Annotated in this window: 20 protein-coding genes; 15 read left to right on the forward strand and 5 right to left on the reverse strand. The window is 62.4% G+C overall.

The annotated features are described in order from the left end of the window. Positions 1 to 5 precede the first annotated feature (5 nt). The gene (locus LB525_RS23570) at positions 6 to 1,886 is read right to left on the reverse strand and encodes a murein L,D-transpeptidase (protein ID WP_224547711.1); all 1,881 of its coding nucleotides are present in this window, start codon (positions 1,884 to 1,886) and stop codon (positions 6 to 8) included. A 401-nt stretch (positions 1,887 to 2,287) separates the two neighbouring features. Here LB525_RS23570 and LB525_RS23575 point away from each other — a divergent pair, with 401 nt between their 5' ends. After that, positions 2,288 to 2,689: a rhodanese-like domain-containing protein gene (locus tag LB525_RS23575; RefSeq protein WP_224547713.1), complete on the forward strand. Its 402-nt coding sequence runs from the start codon at positions 2,288 to 2,290 to the stop codon at positions 2,687 to 2,689. Between the two features lie 7 nt (positions 2,690 to 2,696). On the opposite strand, the gene LB525_RS23580 is transcribed toward LB525_RS23575, so the two are convergent. Next, positions 2,697 to 3,605 (reverse strand): alpha/beta hydrolase, encoded by a 909-nt coding sequence (locus tag LB525_RS23580; protein ID WP_224547715.1) that lies wholly within the window; start codon positions 3,603 to 3,605, stop codon positions 2,697 to 2,699. Positions 3,606 to 3,652: 47 nt separating this feature from the next. On the opposite strand from LB525_RS23580, the gene LB525_RS23585 reads away from it, so the two are divergent. Beyond that, positions 3,653 to 4,105: a MarR family winged helix-turn-helix transcriptional regulator gene (locus tag LB525_RS23585; RefSeq protein ID WP_224547716.1), complete on the forward strand. Its 453-nt coding sequence runs from the start codon at positions 3,653 to 3,655 to the stop codon at positions 4,103 to 4,105. Positions 4,106 to 4,118: 13 nt separating this feature from the next. Here the strand turns inward: LB525_RS23585 and LB525_RS23590 are convergent, their stop codons facing one another. Then, entirely contained in the window at positions 4,119 to 4,730 is a 612-nt protein-coding gene (locus LB525_RS23590) for a pyridoxamine 5'-phosphate oxidase family protein (RefSeq protein WP_224547718.1), read from the reverse strand. Between the two features lie 91 nt (positions 4,731 to 4,821). Further along, the gene (locus tag LB525_RS23595; protein ID WP_224547720.1) at positions 4,822 to 5,175 is read right to left on the reverse strand and encodes a gamma-butyrobetaine hydroxylase-like domain-containing protein; all 354 of its coding nucleotides are present in this window, start codon (positions 5,173 to 5,175) and stop codon (positions 4,822 to 4,824) included. 377 nt (positions 5,176 to 5,552) lie between these two features. On the opposite strand from LB525_RS23595, the gene moaA reads away from it, so the two are divergent. From moaA to LB525_RS23660, 13 genes are all read left to right on the forward strand, one after another. Beyond that, on the forward strand, positions 5,553 to 6,548 hold the full coding sequence (gene moaA / locus LB525_RS23600; RefSeq protein ID WP_095765403.1) for a GTP 3',8-cyclase MoaA: 996 nt from the start codon (positions 5,553 to 5,555) through the stop codon (positions 6,546 to 6,548). A 55-nt stretch (positions 6,549 to 6,603) separates the two neighbouring features. Beyond that, complete coding sequence (locus LB525_RS23605) at positions 6,604 to 7,119, forward strand: hypothetical protein (protein WP_224547722.1); 516 nt, start codon at positions 6,604 to 6,606, stop codon at positions 7,117 to 7,119. A gap of 93 nt (positions 7,120 to 7,212) precedes the next feature. Beyond that, positions 7,213 to 7,569 carry a hypothetical protein gene (locus LB525_RS23610; protein WP_140628062.1) on the forward strand — a complete coding sequence of 119 codons (357 nt, stop codon included), beginning with the start codon at positions 7,213 to 7,215 and terminating at the stop codon, positions 7,567 to 7,569. A gap of 122 nt (positions 7,570 to 7,691) precedes the next feature. Continuing rightward, positions 7,692 to 8,612, forward strand: a complete 921-nt coding sequence (locus tag LB525_RS23615; RefSeq protein ID WP_224547732.1) for a DMT family transporter — start codon at positions 7,692 to 7,694, stop codon at positions 8,610 to 8,612. A gap of 5 nt (positions 8,613 to 8,617) precedes the next feature. Continuing rightward, positions 8,618 to 9,250: a molybdenum cofactor guanylyltransferase MobA gene (gene mobA / locus LB525_RS23620; protein WP_224547734.1), complete on the forward strand. Its 633-nt coding sequence runs from the start codon at positions 8,618 to 8,620 to the stop codon at positions 9,248 to 9,250. Further along, complete coding sequence (mobB, locus tag LB525_RS23625; RefSeq protein ID WP_224547736.1) at positions 9,247 to 9,762, forward strand: molybdopterin-guanine dinucleotide biosynthesis protein B; 516 nt, start codon at positions 9,247 to 9,249, stop codon at positions 9,760 to 9,762. Before mobA ends, mobB begins: the two co-directional genes overlap by 4 nt. A gap of 152 nt (positions 9,763 to 9,914) precedes the next feature. Continuing rightward, a complete protein-coding gene (locus LB525_RS23630; protein ID WP_224547738.1) occupies positions 9,915 to 10,700 on the forward strand; it encodes an ABC transporter substrate-binding protein in 786 nt (261 codons plus the stop codon). Positions 10,701 to 10,778: 78 nt separating this feature from the next. Further along, a complete protein-coding gene (locus LB525_RS23635; protein ID WP_224547740.1) occupies positions 10,779 to 11,495 on the forward strand; it encodes an ABC transporter permease in 717 nt (238 codons plus the stop codon). Beyond that, positions 11,492 to 12,316 carry an ABC transporter permease gene (locus tag LB525_RS23640; RefSeq protein WP_140843290.1) on the forward strand — a complete coding sequence of 275 codons (825 nt, stop codon included), beginning with the start codon at positions 11,492 to 11,494 and terminating at the stop codon, positions 12,314 to 12,316. The genes LB525_RS23635 and LB525_RS23640 overlap by 4 nt, the downstream gene beginning before the upstream one ends. A gap of 113 nt (positions 12,317 to 12,429) precedes the next feature. After that, a complete protein-coding gene (locus LB525_RS23645; RefSeq protein ID WP_224547749.1) occupies positions 12,430 to 13,299 on the forward strand; it encodes an NAD(P)-dependent oxidoreductase in 870 nt (289 codons plus the stop codon). 6 nt (positions 13,300 to 13,305) lie between these two features. Continuing rightward, positions 13,306 to 14,010, forward strand: coding sequence for a DNA alkylation repair protein (locus tag LB525_RS23650; RefSeq protein WP_224547958.1), 705 nt, complete (start codon positions 13,306 to 13,308; stop codon positions 14,008 to 14,010). 225 nt (positions 14,011 to 14,235) lie between these two features. After that, positions 14,236 to 14,547, forward strand: coding sequence for a GNAT family N-acetyltransferase (locus tag LB525_RS23655; RefSeq protein WP_224547751.1), 312 nt, complete (start codon positions 14,236 to 14,238; stop codon positions 14,545 to 14,547). A gap of 64 nt (positions 14,548 to 14,611) precedes the next feature. Beyond that, positions 14,612 to 15,184: a DUF3299 domain-containing protein gene (locus LB525_RS23660; protein ID WP_224547762.1), complete on the forward strand. Its 573-nt coding sequence runs from the start codon at positions 14,612 to 14,614 to the stop codon at positions 15,182 to 15,184. Positions 15,185 to 15,205: 21 nt separating this feature from the next. Here LB525_RS23660 and LB525_RS23665 read toward each other — a convergent pair whose 3' ends face one another. Next, a complete protein-coding gene (locus LB525_RS23665; protein WP_006205209.1) occupies positions 15,206 to 15,697 on the reverse strand; it encodes an Lrp/AsnC family transcriptional regulator in 492 nt (163 codons plus the stop codon). Positions 15,698 to 15,754 lie beyond the last annotated feature (57 nt).

Consider the following 15,754-nt stretch of genomic DNA (forward strand, 5'->3'; position numbering starts at 1 on the left):
AGCGCTCAGCTTGATGGCGTGCGCACCGCTTCGGTCGCGTCGAGCGCCTGCATCAGCTTGGAATCGCGGCCATAGACGTCGTCGAAATACTCGACCTTGCCGGACATGTCCGGCCATGCGGTGAAATAGGCGACATAGACCGGAATGACGCGCGTGACATTCTCGGTCGAATGGCCGTGCTTCAGCTTCTCGGCGATATCGTCGACCGTGGTGCCCAACACGGCGGCGGCCATGCCGCGCGGATCCTGTAGCCGCACGCAGCCATGGCTGAGCGCGCGCATGTCGCGCTCGAAGAACGACTTCTGCGGCGTGTCGTGCATGTAGATGGCATGCTTGTTGGGGAAGAGGATCTTCAACTCGCCCAGCGCATTGGCCTCGCTCGGCTGCTGACGCACGCTGAACGGAATGTTGGCGCCATAGGCACCCCAATCGACCGCCGCCGACGGGATGCGCTTGCCGCGCGAATCCGTCACCTCATAGCCGGCGCGGTCGAGATAGCCCGGATCGCCGCGCAGTCTTGGCAGCATCTCGTTGACGATGATCGACTGCGGCACGCCCCAATAAGGATGGAAGTCGACCTGCTTGATCTGGTTGTAGAAGAAGGCGGTCTGGTTGGTGACCCGGCCGATGACCGCGCGGGTCTTCAGCTTCTCCTCACCATTGTCGATATAGCTGGCGGTGAAGGCGGGCTGGTTGATGAAGACGCGCGGGCTGCCGAGATCAGACGGCATCCAGCGCAGTTCCTCGAGCGCGACCTTGACCTTCTCGACCTTGTCCGCCTTTGAGGCGCCGGCCAATGAAGCCACCGTGCGCGGGCCGATGACACCGTCGCCCTTCATGCCGGCGCGCTGCTGCACCGCCTTGATCACCGGCACCAGCTCGGGATCGTAGAGCTCGCTCTTGCCGAGCCTCGCGAGCACTTCGCCATAGCTGCCACCCATCTCGTCATCGAGATTACGGGAAATAAGCGCCAGCAACTTTGGCAATTCCGGGCTGCTTTCGCCGGGTTTGAGCAGGAGCTTGGGATCGACGACGATCTCGTTTTCCTCGCTCGCCTCGAGCGCTTCCAGCTCGACGCGCAGCGCCTGGTATTCGGCATTCTGCGGGTGGCGCGATTCGAGATAGGTGCGGACCTCCTGGGTATGCGCCAGCGTCTTCAGCACGCCTTCGAGATCGAGCGGCTTGGCCGGGAAATCGTAATAGCCGGTCATCCGGTTGGGATCGACGCGGCCGCTCTGGGCATCATGGGCATAGCGCAGCACGCGGGCCGACAGCGCCATCTCGAAGCGGACCAGTTCCTTGGTCCGCTCTTCCGGTGTGGCGGCGGAATTGGCGGCTGCCGGGACATCGACGGAATAGTCGGCCGGCGTCAGGCCATAACTCGCCGCCTCCCCCAGGACGCGCACTGCATCCTGCGCCCGGCTGTTGGGGGTATTGTCGCTCACCCAGATGAAATCCGGATTGGCCGAATAATAGGCGATCAGCGCCTTGGCGATATTCGGCTCGGCAAACAACTCGTAGTCGCTCAAGCCTGCGACGGCATCACGGAAGCTATTGCTCGTCACCGACGGGACAAAGGCGGCGTCCTGAGGGGTCGCGGCCTGCGGTGCCGGCAGCAGCGATTTGAAATCGACCCGGACAAGCTTGTCGGCCCTGTAGGTGTTATAGGTCGGGCTGCTGATCCTGACGCCGCCACCATCCTCTCCGGCCGGCCGCATCTTGCGCGGTTTTGGCGGCGGCGGAAACTCGCCTTGCGGGCTGTGCCGGATGCCGCCGCCGAACAGCATGTCGAACAGCCCTTGCGCGCTTGCCGACTGCTGCCCGAGGGCAAGAGTCGCCGCGACCGCGATCGGCAGGGCGGCTTTTTTGTTTCCGAGGATTTTCATGCTTCACCCGCACCGGTTGAAACCGGTTCCCGTTCCACGCCGCTGGACGGTCCCGCCCTCCGCAAGGCGGATGTATGACGTGACTATACCGATTCATACTGATTTCGTTAAGCTTCCATTAATTTTCGCGGCCGTGTTGCAGAACGGTTTCACATCCTTGTGAGACCTAAAACGAGCTGGCCGTTCCAAGTGTTCCGACACCCGGGACAATCAGGCGTGGCGTTGCCGATAGGCGAAAAAGTCACATAGGTACGCGGGCAGCGTTTCGAGTGGACTGTCGTCAAGCAGGAATCACCGGCGGATTCGACGGCCGCTCTGTGCGGCACGGCCAAGGCGTGACAAACCACGGTCTTTGTGATCGAAATTCCGGCGGCCTCGAGCCACGGCCTGGAGGATGTGCAGTGAAGAAGGGATATCGCCAGCTTCTCGACGAGGCGAATGCCGAGATCGAGGTCGTGTCGCCTGAGGAGGCAGCGGGGCTGCTGGAGGATGAGGACACGATCTTCGTCGATCTGCGCGACCCGCGCGAGGTCGAACGTGACGGCAAGATCCCCGGCGCCAAGCATGTAACGCGCGGCATGCTGGAATTCTGGATCGATCCCGAAAGCCCGTATCACAAGCCGTTCTTCGCCAGCGGCAAGACCTTCGTCTTCTTCTGCGCCGGAGGCTGGCGCTCGGCGCTTGCCACGAAGACGGCGCAGGACATGGGCCTGACGCCGGTCAAGCATATCCTCGGCGGCTATACCGCCTGGAAAGCAGCGGGCCTGCCCGTAGAGGCGGGGCAGAAAAAGAAGGCGGACTGATAGGCGATTAGTGCAGGGCCGTTTCCCGCTGCCCAGTCACAAAGCCGACCGCCCGCGCGACGACCTCCCTGTCGGTGAGGATACGCCGGTGGCCAAGCCCCTCGGCCCAATGCAGGCGGACATGCTCGCCGGCGCCCGCATAACGCTTCGCATGATCGGCATGGACTTCGCGATCGTCCGGCGCGTGGATGATCAGCGTCGGCACCGACGCCTCCGCAAGCTGGCGGTCGCCGGTGAATTCGCTGAGCGGACGCCCCGAAAGGTATCTCACCCTGTCCGCCATGGCGACGCGCGAGCGCGGCCCGACATTCATCATATCGCTGAAGTCGTCGAAGATTGCAGGCAGCGAGCTCGGCGCCGCAATCAGCACCAGCTTTTGCGCCACAAGCGGCGGCATGCCCTTGACCGATGCGGCAACGGCATTGACGGCAATCGCGCCGCCGAAGGAATGGCCGACGACGGCGGCAAAGGGGCCGAACCATTCGCCGGCGACCCGCGCCGCGTCCACGGCAGTCACCATGTTGAGATGGCGGCCGAGCGAATGGCCATGCCCAGGCAGGTCGAGCGAAACAACCTTGTAGCCGGCGCCGCGAAACCCTTCGATAAGGGCGCGCATATATTCGGTACGCGAGCGCCAACCATGAATGACGAGCACGGTGCCGCGCGACTCCCTGCCCGGCTCCGGCCGGAATTCATGCACTGCGACGCAATCGGTCCTGGTTTTCAGCCTGTGATGGCGCGCCTCGGCCATGAAGGCTGAGGCACGCTCGACGGCTCGGCGTTCGCCGTCGCTCAAGGTCTTGACCTTTGGTGTGCGGCAAAACAATTCAAAGGCGGCACGGCCGCCGAGACGCGGCGCAACATGCTCGGCCGCGCTGAAAACGCCCCGGATGACCTTCATTCCAAATGATGCCATATTGGCAGTCCATCCATTCGTTCAAGCATGAACATAATAGTTCAAAGATGAACATTAAGCAAGAGCTACCCTGGGACAACCCTCGCTTTCGCAACTGGGTTGCGGTGGCGCGCGCCTGCCATGCGCTGGAGCGCACGCTGGCGGTTAAGCTCGGCCCGCTCGACCTTAAGCCGGCGCAGCTCGACGTGCTGATGAACCTCTACCGCCACCCCGGCATGTCGCAGCACGACCTTGCCCGCAAGCTGCTCGTCGGCCGCTCCAACATCACCATGCTGTTGCCGCAGCTCGAGGCCCGCGGGTTGCTGCGTCGCGAAGGCGACGAGAAGGACAAGCGGGTGCTGCGGCTGAACCTCACCGAGGCGGGCGAGGCTCTGCTGATGAAGGCCCTGAAGGTTCATATGGCGCTGATCGAGAAGGCGATGAGCCAGTCGACGCCGGAGCAGTGCGACATGATCGGCGAGCAGATGCGCAAGATCGCCGACGTGCTGAAGGAAGCCTGAGCGCGGCTTCCAATCACCACATCGTCTTCTTCGCTCTTTCCGGCCATTCCTCGTCGTACTTCTGGCCGTCGATGTTCTTACGGCTGGTGATCTCGAGAATCTGGCCGGGTGTCGGCAGCGACTTCGGGTCGATATGCCTGGCCGGGTTCCATAGTTCCGAGCGGACGATAGCGCGGGCGCATTGGAAATAGACCGTATCGACATCGATGACAGTGACCGAGCGGGCCGGCTTGCCGTCGACCGTGAAGGACGCGCAAAGCCCGGCATCGGTCGTGATGTGAGCGCGGCCGTTGACGCGCAGCGTGGTGCCCGAGCCCGGCACCAGAAAGAGCAGCCCGACGCGCGGATCGCGAATGATGTTCTTCAGCGAATCGGCGCGATTGTTGCCGCGCCTGTCGGGCATCATCAGAGTCTTGTCGTCGACAATGCGCACGAAGCCGGCGAGATCGCCGCGCGGGGAGCAGTCGAGGCCCTCGGGCCCGCTCGTCGCCAGCGCCACGAAGGGCGAGGCCTCGATGAAGGCGGCATATTCGGGAATCACATGGTCGAGTTCCTTGACGACAGAAGCCTCGCCCGGCAGCCCGTAGAGGGCCTCGAGCTGCTCGACGGATGTGATGCGCGACATCTTTTTCGCCTCCTGACCTTTTGCCGGCGCTACTCCATGTCCATGACGCCTTGACGACGGCGGCTGCCGACATTGGATTGCCACGCGCCGGCTAGCGATCCCGGCTCAGCCCCTTCTCGGCCAGCTCGGCGAGATAGGCGTTCCAGCGCTCGTCCTTTTCGTGGCCGAGCGTATGCAGATAATTCCAGGTGAAGATGCCGGTGTCGTGGAAATCGTCGAAGGTGATGCGCACCGCATAATTGCCGACCGGCTCGATCTTGAGGATCGTGACATTGCGCTTGCCCGGAACTGTCACCCGCTGCTCCGGCGAATGGCCCTGTACTTCCGCCGATGGCGAAGCCACGCGCAAAAACTCCGCCGGCAATTCGAACGGTTGATGGCCCGGGAAGGTCACCGTCAGCAGCTTGCGGTCCTTCGAGACCCTGAGTTCCTTTGGCGCGGTCATGACTGTCCTGTCTAGAGCCGGATTATTTCAGGTCTGTTCGACCTGAAATCTGAATCCGTCTCTAAGTCAAAGAGATAGAGCATGATGTCGTCCGAAAAACCGCTTCACACTTTTCGGCATCATGCTCTGGGTTGCGCCCTTCCCTACGCCGCTTCGCGCGATCCGGAAAGACCGGTGCCCAATGCATGTCGCCCAGAAGTGGGCAGCGGTTCTGGGACAAACGACATGCATCCGACAAAGGCTTTCAGCCAGCCGACACGCGATGTCGGCCGGGGAATGTTACCAAAGATCAAGACCGTCTATCTTGAATGCGGCATTGGATCGTATCACATAGCTGTATATAACGGTGCCGCTCAGGCCATGGGAAACGTTTGCAAATGGACATGATCGACCCCTTCGGTCGCACCATCAGCTATCTGCGCGTGTCGGTCACCGACCGCTGCGATTTTCGCTGTACCTATTGCATGGCCGAGGACATGACCTTCTTGCCCAAGAAGGATCTGTTGTCGCTCGAGGAGCTTGACCGGCTCTGCACCGTTTTCATCGAAAAGGGCGTTAGGAAGCTCAGGCTGACCGGCGGCGAGCCGCTGGTTCGCAAGAACATCATGCATCTGGTGCGCCAGCTGTCGCGGCATCTGGAGAGCGGCGCCCTGGAAGAGCTGACGCTGACCACCAACGGCTCGCAGCTGTCGCGCTTCGCCGCTGAGCTCGCCGATTGCGGCGTCAAGCGCATCAACGTCTCGCTCGACACGCTCGATGCCGAGAAATTCCACCAGATCACCCGCTGGGGCAATCTCGGCAAGGTGATGGAGGGCATCGATGCCGCACAGAAGGCCGGGTTGAAGATCAAGCTCAATGCGGTTGCGCTGCGCGACTTCAACGACGCCGAAATCCCCGAGCTGATGCGCTGGGCGCATGGCCGCGGCATGGATCTCACTCTCATCGAGACGATGCCGATGGGCGAGATCGAGGCCGACCGCACCGACCAGTATCTGCCGCTGTCGCTGCTGCGCGCCTCGCTGGAGCGCCAGTTCACGCTCTCCGATATTCCTTACAAGACCGGCGGCCCGGCCCGCTATGTCCATGTCACGGAGACCGGCGGCCGTCTCGGCTTCATCACGCCGATGACGCATAATTTCTGCGAAAGCTGCAACCGCGTGCGGCTGACCTGCACCGGCACGCTCTACATGTGCCTTGGCCAGGAGGACGCCGCCGACCTTAGGGCGCCGTTGCGCGCCACCGAAGGCAACGAGCTGCTCGGCGAGGCGATCGACGAAGCCATCGGCCGCAAGCCCAAGGGCCATGATTTCGTCATCGACCGCCGCACCAGCCGCCCATCGGTATCTCGGCATATGAGCGTCACCGGCGGCTGATTTTTTCTGCGATTTGGTGCAGGATCACCTTCGGTCATCGACCAAAGGGGGGATCATGAAACGTCCGCAGCGCATCGGTTGGTCGTCGGTAGCGGCGATCTTGTCCCTGTCGACAATCGTGCCGGCGACCGCGATGGCCAAGCCCTTCACCTATGTGAATGCGCGGTTCGGCCAGTCCTGCACTTTTCCCGACGACATCTTCAACAAGCCGATGCCCGAGCCGGAAAATGGCGACGGACAGCAATGGGTTAGCGCCGACGGCGCCAGCCTGACCTGTTCCGGCATCTACAACATCGACAGCGACACGCCGCAAGCTTTCGTCGTCCAGGAGAAAGCCAACACCGAACCGGGTTACAAGATCACCTACAGCAAGACCGGCAAGAATTGGGCGGTGCTCTCCGGCACCAAGGACGGCAACATTTTTTACGACGGCGCCTGTTCGGAAAGGACGACGTCATTCGCACCGTCTGGATCGAATACCCTGCCGCGCTCAAGGCAAAATACGACCCTTTGGCCGGCTCCATCGCCAAGACCCTGCGCGGCCCTTGAGGTCAGCCTGAGCCCACACTGAAAATAAAGCGCTGGCGTCGCCTTCCGGCCGATTTACCGCCGACCTTTTCCAGCCTAGCCTTCGCGCGCGATTATCGCTCTAGGGGGAGTGCACATGCGCACATTCATGCTTTCACTGGCAATGCTTGGGGTTGCTTCCGTATCGGCCGCGGCTCAGTCGATCGGCGGCACCTACACCGTCGCCGGCACCAATTTCGACGGCTCGAAATATGACGGCGAGGCAACCATCACGCTGACCAGCGACACGACCTGCACCATCCACTGGGAAACCGGCGGCTCGACCTCGGACGGCATCTGCATGCGTAACGACAATGCATTTTCCGCCGGCTACGCGATGGGCAAGGAGATCGGTCTCGTCGTCTACAAGATCGAGAAGGACGGCTCCCTGCACGGGCTGTGGACCATCGCCGGCCAGAACGGTAACGGCACCGAGGTGCTGACGCCGAAGTAAGCCTTCCAAAGCTCGGCAAATCGATCTCATGGGCCACGCAGAAATTCGTGGCCCATTTCTTTGCCGTTGCTGTTTTCCGGCTGCCTGCTAGACGGCTGAATTAAAATAGTCCGGAAACGCCCTTGCCTCTCTCGCCAAATCTGCGCGGCGCGCTGTTCATGATCGTGGCCATGGTCGGCTTCACCTTGAACGACGCGATCGCCAAATTCTCGTCGGAATCGATGAACATGGCGCAGGTCATGCTGGTGCGGGGCGCCTTCGCGTCCTTGTTCGTCGGCCTGCTCGCCTGGCGGCGCGGCGCGCTTGCCAATCCGGCGGCCATGCTGCAGCCGATGGTGGCGACGCGCGTCGCGGGCGAAGCCGGCGCCACGGTATCGTTTCTGATCGCGCTTGCGCATTTGCCGATCGCCAACGTATCGGCCGTGCTGCAGGCGCTGCCGCTGGCGGTGACCATGGGCGCGGCGCTGTTCTTCGGCGAAGGCGTCGGCTGGCGGCGCTGGCTTGCCATTGCCATCGGCTTCACCGGCGTGCTGATCATCGTGCGGCCGGGCTTCGAGGGCTTCAGCGTCTACTCGTTGCTGGCATTGACCAGCGTCGCCTGCTGCGCGGTGCGCGATCTCGCCACCAAGCGGATCCCCGACGCGATCCCGACCATGCTGGTGTCGACGGCGACCGCGCTTGCCATGACGGTGCTGGGCGCGCTGCTTTTGTCGCCGATGGGCGGCTGGACGCCGATGAGCGGCCGGGCGACCACGCTTCTGGCGCTGGCGGCGGTACTGGTGCTCATCGGCTATCAGTTCATCATCATGGCGATGCGCTCGGGCGACATCTCCTTCATCGCCCCGTTCCGCTACACCGCGCTATTGTGGTCGATCCTGCTCGGCCTCGTCATTTTCGGCGATATCCCCGATGCGCCGATGACCGTCGGCGCCGCCATCATCATCGGCTCGGGCCTCTATGCGCTCTACCGCGAGCGCGTCGTCGGCCGGCAGCAACCTGCCGCCGAAAGCGCTGGACCCGACATGGCACCGGACGGCATATAGGCGCAATGGACCGAAGTGTTGCGGGGATCATTCTGGCCGGAGGCCAGTCGCGCCGGATGGGCGGCGGCGACAAGCCGCTCCTTTCATTGGGCAAAGCCAGGCTGATCGACCATGTCGCCACGCGACTGAGGCCGCAGGTCGCCACACTGGGGCTCAACGCGAACGGCGATCCGGCGCGATTTGCCGGCATGGGTCTGCCGGTCATCCAAGATACGGTGCCGGGCCATGCCGGCCCGCTCGCAGGCATTCTCACCGGCCTCGAATGGGCGGCAAAGCAAACAAGCTGCCGGTGGCTGGTGAGCGCCGCCGGTGACACGCCGTTCTTTCCCGACAACCTCGTCGAGCGCCTGGTGGTGGCAGCGCTCGATCGGCCCGGCACGATCGCCGTCGCCAGCTCCGACGGCAGATGGCACCCGACCTTCGCGCTCTGGCCGCTCGGCCTGCGCGACGCCTTGCGTCATTTCCTGGTCGACGAGGACAACCGACGGGTTTCCGCCTTCATGGAGCGGCACGGCCATGTCGAGGTCGAGTTCCCCATGATCGAGGCTCGCGGCCAAAAGATCGATCCGTTCTTCAACATCAACACACCGGACGACCTTGCGGCGGCCGAGCGTCTGATGCAAAGCTTCGGGCCATGAGACGCGTATTCGGCATCACCGGCTGGAAGAACTCCGGCAAGACGACCCTGACGGAAAAGCTGGTTGCAGAGCTGGTGGCGCGCGGCTGGACGGTGTCGACGGTGAAGCACGCGCACCATGACTTCGACATCGACAAGCCGGGCGCCGACTCCTTCCGCCACCGCCAGGCGGGCGCGACAGAGGTCGCCATCGTCTCCGGCCGGCGCTGGGCGCTGATGCACGAATTGCGCGAGGAGAACGAGCCGACGCTGGACGACATTCTGGCGCGGTTGTCGCCCTCGGACATCGTGCTGGTCGAAGGCTACAAGCGCGAAGCGCATAAGAAGATCGAGGCAAGGCGGCTTGAAGCCAAGGATCGGACGCCGCTTTCGGCCAACGATCTCAACATCGTCGCGGTCGCCGCCGACTTCACGGTCGAAGGCGAAGACCTGCCGGTTTTCGACCTCGACGACACGAAATCGATAGCCGACTTCATCGAGCGCAGCACAGGTCTCGTGGCTCAGACCAAGTAACGCAGCGGCACATCCTGATTGTCGTTTGCCGTTGATTTGCAGTTGCTTTTTTCTCGCAAAGAGTGGGAGTATCCGCCTCAGCGGGCGGTCAAGAAAGCACCGCCCACAAGAGCCGCACGGGACAGCGGCCATGACAATATGAGAGGATTATCATGCGTATTGCACTGCGTATCGCGCTCGCCGCTTCGGCCGCGCTGCTGACACTCGGCGTCGCCCAGGCTCAGGAAAAGACCCTGAGGATCGGCACCGAAGGCGCGTACCCGCCCTTCAACAACCTGACTTCGGACGGCCAGCTGGTCGGCTTCGACATCGATATCGCCAAGGCGCTCTGTGACGAGATGAAGGTGAAATGCACCTTCGTCGCGCAGGATTGGGACGGCATCATCCCGGCGCTCCAGGCCGGCAAGTTCGACGCCATCGTCGCCTCGATGTCGATCACGCCCGAGCGTCAGGAAAAGGTCGACTTCACCCACAAATACTACAACACCCCGTCGGCCATCGCCGTGCCGAAGGATTCGCCGCTCAAGGGCGTGACCAAGGAAGATCTCGCCGGCAAGACCATCGGCGTCGCCACCACGACCACGCACTACAACTATGCGTCGAAGACCTTCACGGACAGCACCATCAAGGGCTATCCGAGCAGCCCCGAGGAACAGGCTGACCTCGCCAATGGCCGTCTCGATGCGATCGAGGACGACATCGTTGTGTTGCAGCAGTGGCTGGATTCGCCGGACGGCGCCTGCTGCAAGATCCTCGGCCAGCCCTCGCCGCAGCCGGTCGAAATCTTCGGACCGGGCGCCGGCATCGCCGTGCGCAAGGGCGAGACCGATCTGGTCAACAAGCTGAATGAAGCGATCGACACCATCCGAAAGAACGGAAAGTACAAGGAAATCAACGACAAATACTTCAAGTTCGACGTCTACGGCGCCGAGTCCTGATCGATAAGCCAAGGGCGGTGAGGCATGCCTCGCCGCCCTTAGATTCTTCCGGGATCGCCACGGAGACACGACCCGTCAATGCCGGCCCAAAGCATTTGGACACTTCTCAGCTGGGGACCGGAGGGCTGGAGTGACGACATTGCCTCTGGCGTTCTGGTCACCATCGCGCTGGCGCTCGCCACACTGCCGATCGGCCTAGTAATCGGCTTTTTCGTCGCCTTTGCCAAGCAGCATGAAGAGCCGTCGCTGCGCCTTGCCGGCAACATCTACACCACGGTCTTTCGCGGCCTGCCGGAACTGGTGACGCTGTTCCTGTTCTTCTTCGGCATGCCGCTTCTGCTACAATATCTCGTCCGGCTGTTCAATCCGGACGCAACTATCGACGTCAACAGCTTCGTCGCCGGCATGATCGTGCTGGCGCTGATCTTCTCCTCTTACGCCAGCGAGGTCTTCCTCTCCGCGTTCCGCGCCATTCCGAAAGGCCAATATGAGGGTGGCTACGCCATTGGCCTGTCGAAATGGCAGACAATGCGGCTGGTGATCCTGCCGCAGCTGATACGCATCGCTTTTCCGGGTCTCGAAAATTGTTGGCTGAGCCTGCTCAAGGACACCTCGCTGGTTTCGGTCGTCAATCTCGCGGAGACCCTGCGCCAGTCCGGCGTCGCCGCGCGCGTCACCAAGCATTCCTTCCTCTTTTACAGCGTCGCGGCGCTGATCTTCCTGGCGCTGGCAGTCCTGTCGTCGATCGCCACGAGCTATATCCTGCGCTATCTCGGACGGAGGGAAGCGCGATGAGCGTCAGCCAGGCTATCGCCATCGACAAGCCGCCGCCGCCAGCGCGCGGCTGGCCGCGGGTCCGCATCCTCGGCTACGCGCTGGTCGGCATCTGGGTGCTGTTCGGCGCCGGCATCGTCGCCTATCTGGTCTATGCCTGGAACGCCGAATTCTTCGCCAGATATGCTCCCGCCTATCTTCAGGGCCTGGGGACCACCCTATCGCTGGTGAGCATTTCGATGGTCGTTGGCGCGCTCCTGTCGCTGCCGGTCGCCTATGGCCGCATGTCGAAGAACCCGATCTTGTCCGCGCTTGCCTATTGCTACGTCTATTTCTTCCGCGGCACGCCGCTGCTCGTGCAGACCTACCTGGTCTATTACGGCATCGGCTCGTTCCGGCCTGAGCTTGAGACGGTCGGGCTGTGGTGGTTCTTTCGCGAGGCCTTCTATTGCGGCGTCTTTGCCTTCTCGCTCAACACCGCCGCCTATCAGGCCGAGATCCTGCGCGGCGCCATCGAAAGCGTGGCGCGCGGCCAATGGGAAGGTGCGGCCTCGCTCGGACTGCACAGATTGCAGACGCTGCGCAAGGTGATCATGCCCCAGGCGATCATTGTCGCGCTCAGGCCCTATGGCAACGAGCTCATCCTGATGATCAAGGCCTCCGCGATCGTCGCCATCATCACCGTCTACGACCTGATGGGCAACGCCAAGCTCGCTTATGCGAAATCCTTCGACATCCAGGCCTATATCTGGGTGGCGATCGTCTATCTGGTGATGGTCGAGATCCTGCGCCACGGCGTCGAATGGATCGAGCGCCGCATCACCGTCCATCTGCATCGATAGATTGCGGCCCGGCCGCCTGCACCAGTCGATGCAGCGCTGCGTGCCTTGACGAATTTTTCGCATGGCCTAGACCTTCCGCCACTGGAAACTGTGTTTTGTTGGAAGGCAGGTCTATGGCATCGGTTGCATTTCTCGGTCTTGGCGTCATGGGCTATCCGATGGCCGGGCACCTCAGGAACAAAGGCGGCCATGACGTCACCGTCTACAACCGCACCAAGGCAAAGGCCGAGCGGTGGGTGGCCGAGCATGGCGGCAAACTGGCGTTGACGCCGGCCGAGGCAGCCGAAGGCAAGGAATTCGTCTTCTCCTGCGTCGGCAACGACGATGATCTGCGCTCCGTCACGACCGGTGCGAACGGCGCCTTCGCCGCGATGAAGAAGGGCGCGGTCTTCATCGACAACACCACCGCGTCTGCCGAGGTCGCGCGCGAGCTTGACGACGCCGCGCGCAAGGCGGGCTTCTCCTTCCTCGACGCGCCGGTGTCAGGCGGCCAGGCCGGCGCCGAGAACGGCGTGCTGACCGTCATGGTCGGCGGCGATGAGGCCGCCTTCGACAAGGCCAGGCCCGTCATCGACGCCTACGCCCGCATGGTCGGCCTGATGGGATCGGCTGGCGCAGGCCAGTTGACAAAGATGATCAACCAGATCGCCATCGCGGGCCTCGTCCAGGGTCTGGCCGAGGGCATCCATTTCGGCAAGAAGGCCGGCCTCGACATCGAAAAGGTCGTCGAGGTGATCTCCAAGGGTGCTGCGGGCTCCTGGCAGATGGAGAACCGCCACAAGACCATGAATGCCGGCAAATATGATTTCGGCTTCGCTGTCGACTGGATGCGCAAGGATCTGGGCATCTGCCTGGCGGAGGCCAATCGCAACGGCGCCAAGCTGCCGGTGACGGCATTGGTCGACCAGTTCTACAAGGATGTGCAGGACATGGGCGGCAAGCGCTGGGACACGTCCTCGCTGCTGGCGCGCCTGGAAAGATAGGTGACGATGCCCCTGCCCGATCCGAGCTGGAGCGCCGACGACATCGTCGCTCATTTGCGTTCGGTCGGCACCGAGGACAATCGGGCGGGCATGGCGCGCTTCGGCATCAACACCGCCAGCGCGCTCGGCGTCGGCAATTCACAATTGCGGCTGCTGGCGCGCAAGCTGAAGAGGAACCACGAGCGGTCGCTGCAGCTCTGGAACAGCGGCATCCGCGAAGCGCGGCTGATGGCCGCCTTCACCGGCGAGCCGAAGAAGGTCGATATCGATCAATGCCGGCGCTGGGCCGCGGATTTCGACAGCTGGGAGATCGTCGACACCGTTGCGGACCTCTTTGCCGAAACACCGTTCTGGCGCGAATTGATCGACGAGTTCGCTGGAGACGAACGCGAATTCGTTCGCCGCACCGCCTTTGCCATGTTGGCCTGGAGCGCGGTGCATCTCAAGAAAGAGCCGGACGCGACCTTCCTGGCCTATCTGCCGCTGATCGAGAAGCATGCCAGCGATCCGCGCAATTTCGTCCGCAAGGCGGTCAATTGGGCGCTGCGGCAAATCGGCAAACGGTCGATGAGCCTGCACGCCCCTGCCCTTGCGCTGGCGGAAAGATTAGCGGCATCGCCGGACAAGACGGCGCGCTGGATCGGCAAGGATGCGGTGAAGGAACTGACGGATGCCAGACAGCTCGAAAGGCTCGCAGCCGCAAAAGCATGACCTTGCCGGGATTCGGTTCGTCGGGGTGACGCCAGAGACACTTGCCGACTTCGAAAACCTGTTCGAGCAGCCCGGCGCACCGAAATATTGCTGGTGCATGGCCTGGCGCCATTCCACCCGCGAACACATTCAGAACGATGAGAAGAAGCGCATGATGATGGCGCTCATCGACAAAGGCACCCCGGTCGGCATCATCGCTGAGACGGACGGCAGGCCGGTCGGCTGGTGCTCGGTCGCGCCACGCGAGACCTACCGGAACTTTCAAAGCAGCAGGACGACACCGAAACCGGCATCTGGTCGATCGTCTGCTTCTATGTGCCCAGGGCCCTGCGCGGCGGCGGGCTGGCCTCCGCTTTGCTTGACGCTGCGATCGACCATGCCTTCAGCAAAGGCGCACATACAATCGAGGCCTATCCCGTCGACGAGGCCGCCCCGAGCTATCGCTTCATGGGTTTTCGCGACATGTTTACTACGAGGGGCTTCCATGAGACCGGCACCGCCGGTACGCGACGGCATGTGATGCGGCTGGGTCGGTGAGCCCGGATCGGTCACGACGCTTTTACTCGATTCAGCAAATGGACTGGCGGAGGATGGAGCGATCATGAGCAAGCGTTTCAAGTCATGCGCGGCGCTGGCGGCTGCGCTCCTCCTCGCAGCCACTGGAGCCGGTGCTGCGGGCGATGTCGCGCATATTGTCTGGAAGGATCTGCGCCCCGCGATGCAAGCGATAGCCGAAGACGCGAACCTGCCGATGATCGCGGCAAAACTGCCTGACCACGGCGAGACCTTGTCGCTCAACTTGCAGGACAAGACGATACAATTAGCCGGATATGCATTGCCGGTCGATCGTGACGGCGACCTCGTCTACCAGTTCCTGCTGGTGCCGTGGACGGGCGCCTGCAGCCACATGCCGACGCCGCCGCCCAATCAGATCGTGCTGGTGACGCCGGCGCATCCCTACAAGATGAAAGAGGCCTACGAGCCGGTCGCAGTCACCGGCGTGCTGAAGCCCGGCATGGAGAAAAGCCAGCTTTTCATCCTCGATGGCGTCTCGGTGGTCCAGTCGGGCTACACGGTGCGAAAGGCCGAGGTGGCGAGCGTCGACAGCGTGCCGGACACGGTCACCCTGCCGGTCAACTCGCCGTGGAATTTTCTGAACAAAAAGAAGAATTAGGGCCGAGCGGCGCAACCAGCGTCACGCCGCGTTCGCGCCCGATTCCTTGTCCAGCACCATGTAATCGAGCGGAATTTCCGTCGTGTACTTGATCTGCTCCATGGCGAAGGACGACGAGACGTCACGGATCTCGATCTTGGCAATCAGCCGCTTGTAGAAGGCATCGTAAGCGGCGATGTCGGGCACCACCACGCGCAGCAAGTAATCGACGTCGCCGCTCATGCGGTAGAACTCGACCACTTCCGGGAATTCCTGGATGACCTCGGAGAAGCGCCGCAGCCATTCATGGCTGTGCGAATTGGTGCGGATCGACACGAAGACGGTAACGCGCACATTGACCTTCTCATGATCGAGGATGGCGACGCGACGCTTGATGACGCCTTCCTCCTCGAGCTTCTGGATGCGCCGCCAGCATGGCGTCGTCGACAAGCCGACTTTCTTGGCGACATCGGCGACCGCGAGCGTCGCGTCCTCCTGCAAGAGGCGGAGAATTTTTCTATCGAGGCGATCCATGGGAGGCTCCAGGGGAATAGTTTGGCTATAATCCCTTTTACCGGAGCCTTTCACAAG

This window comes from Mesorhizobium sp. CA16 (assembly GCF_020165175.1).
Classification (GTDB): domain Bacteria; phylum Pseudomonadota; class Alphaproteobacteria; order Rhizobiales; family Rhizobiaceae; genus Mesorhizobium.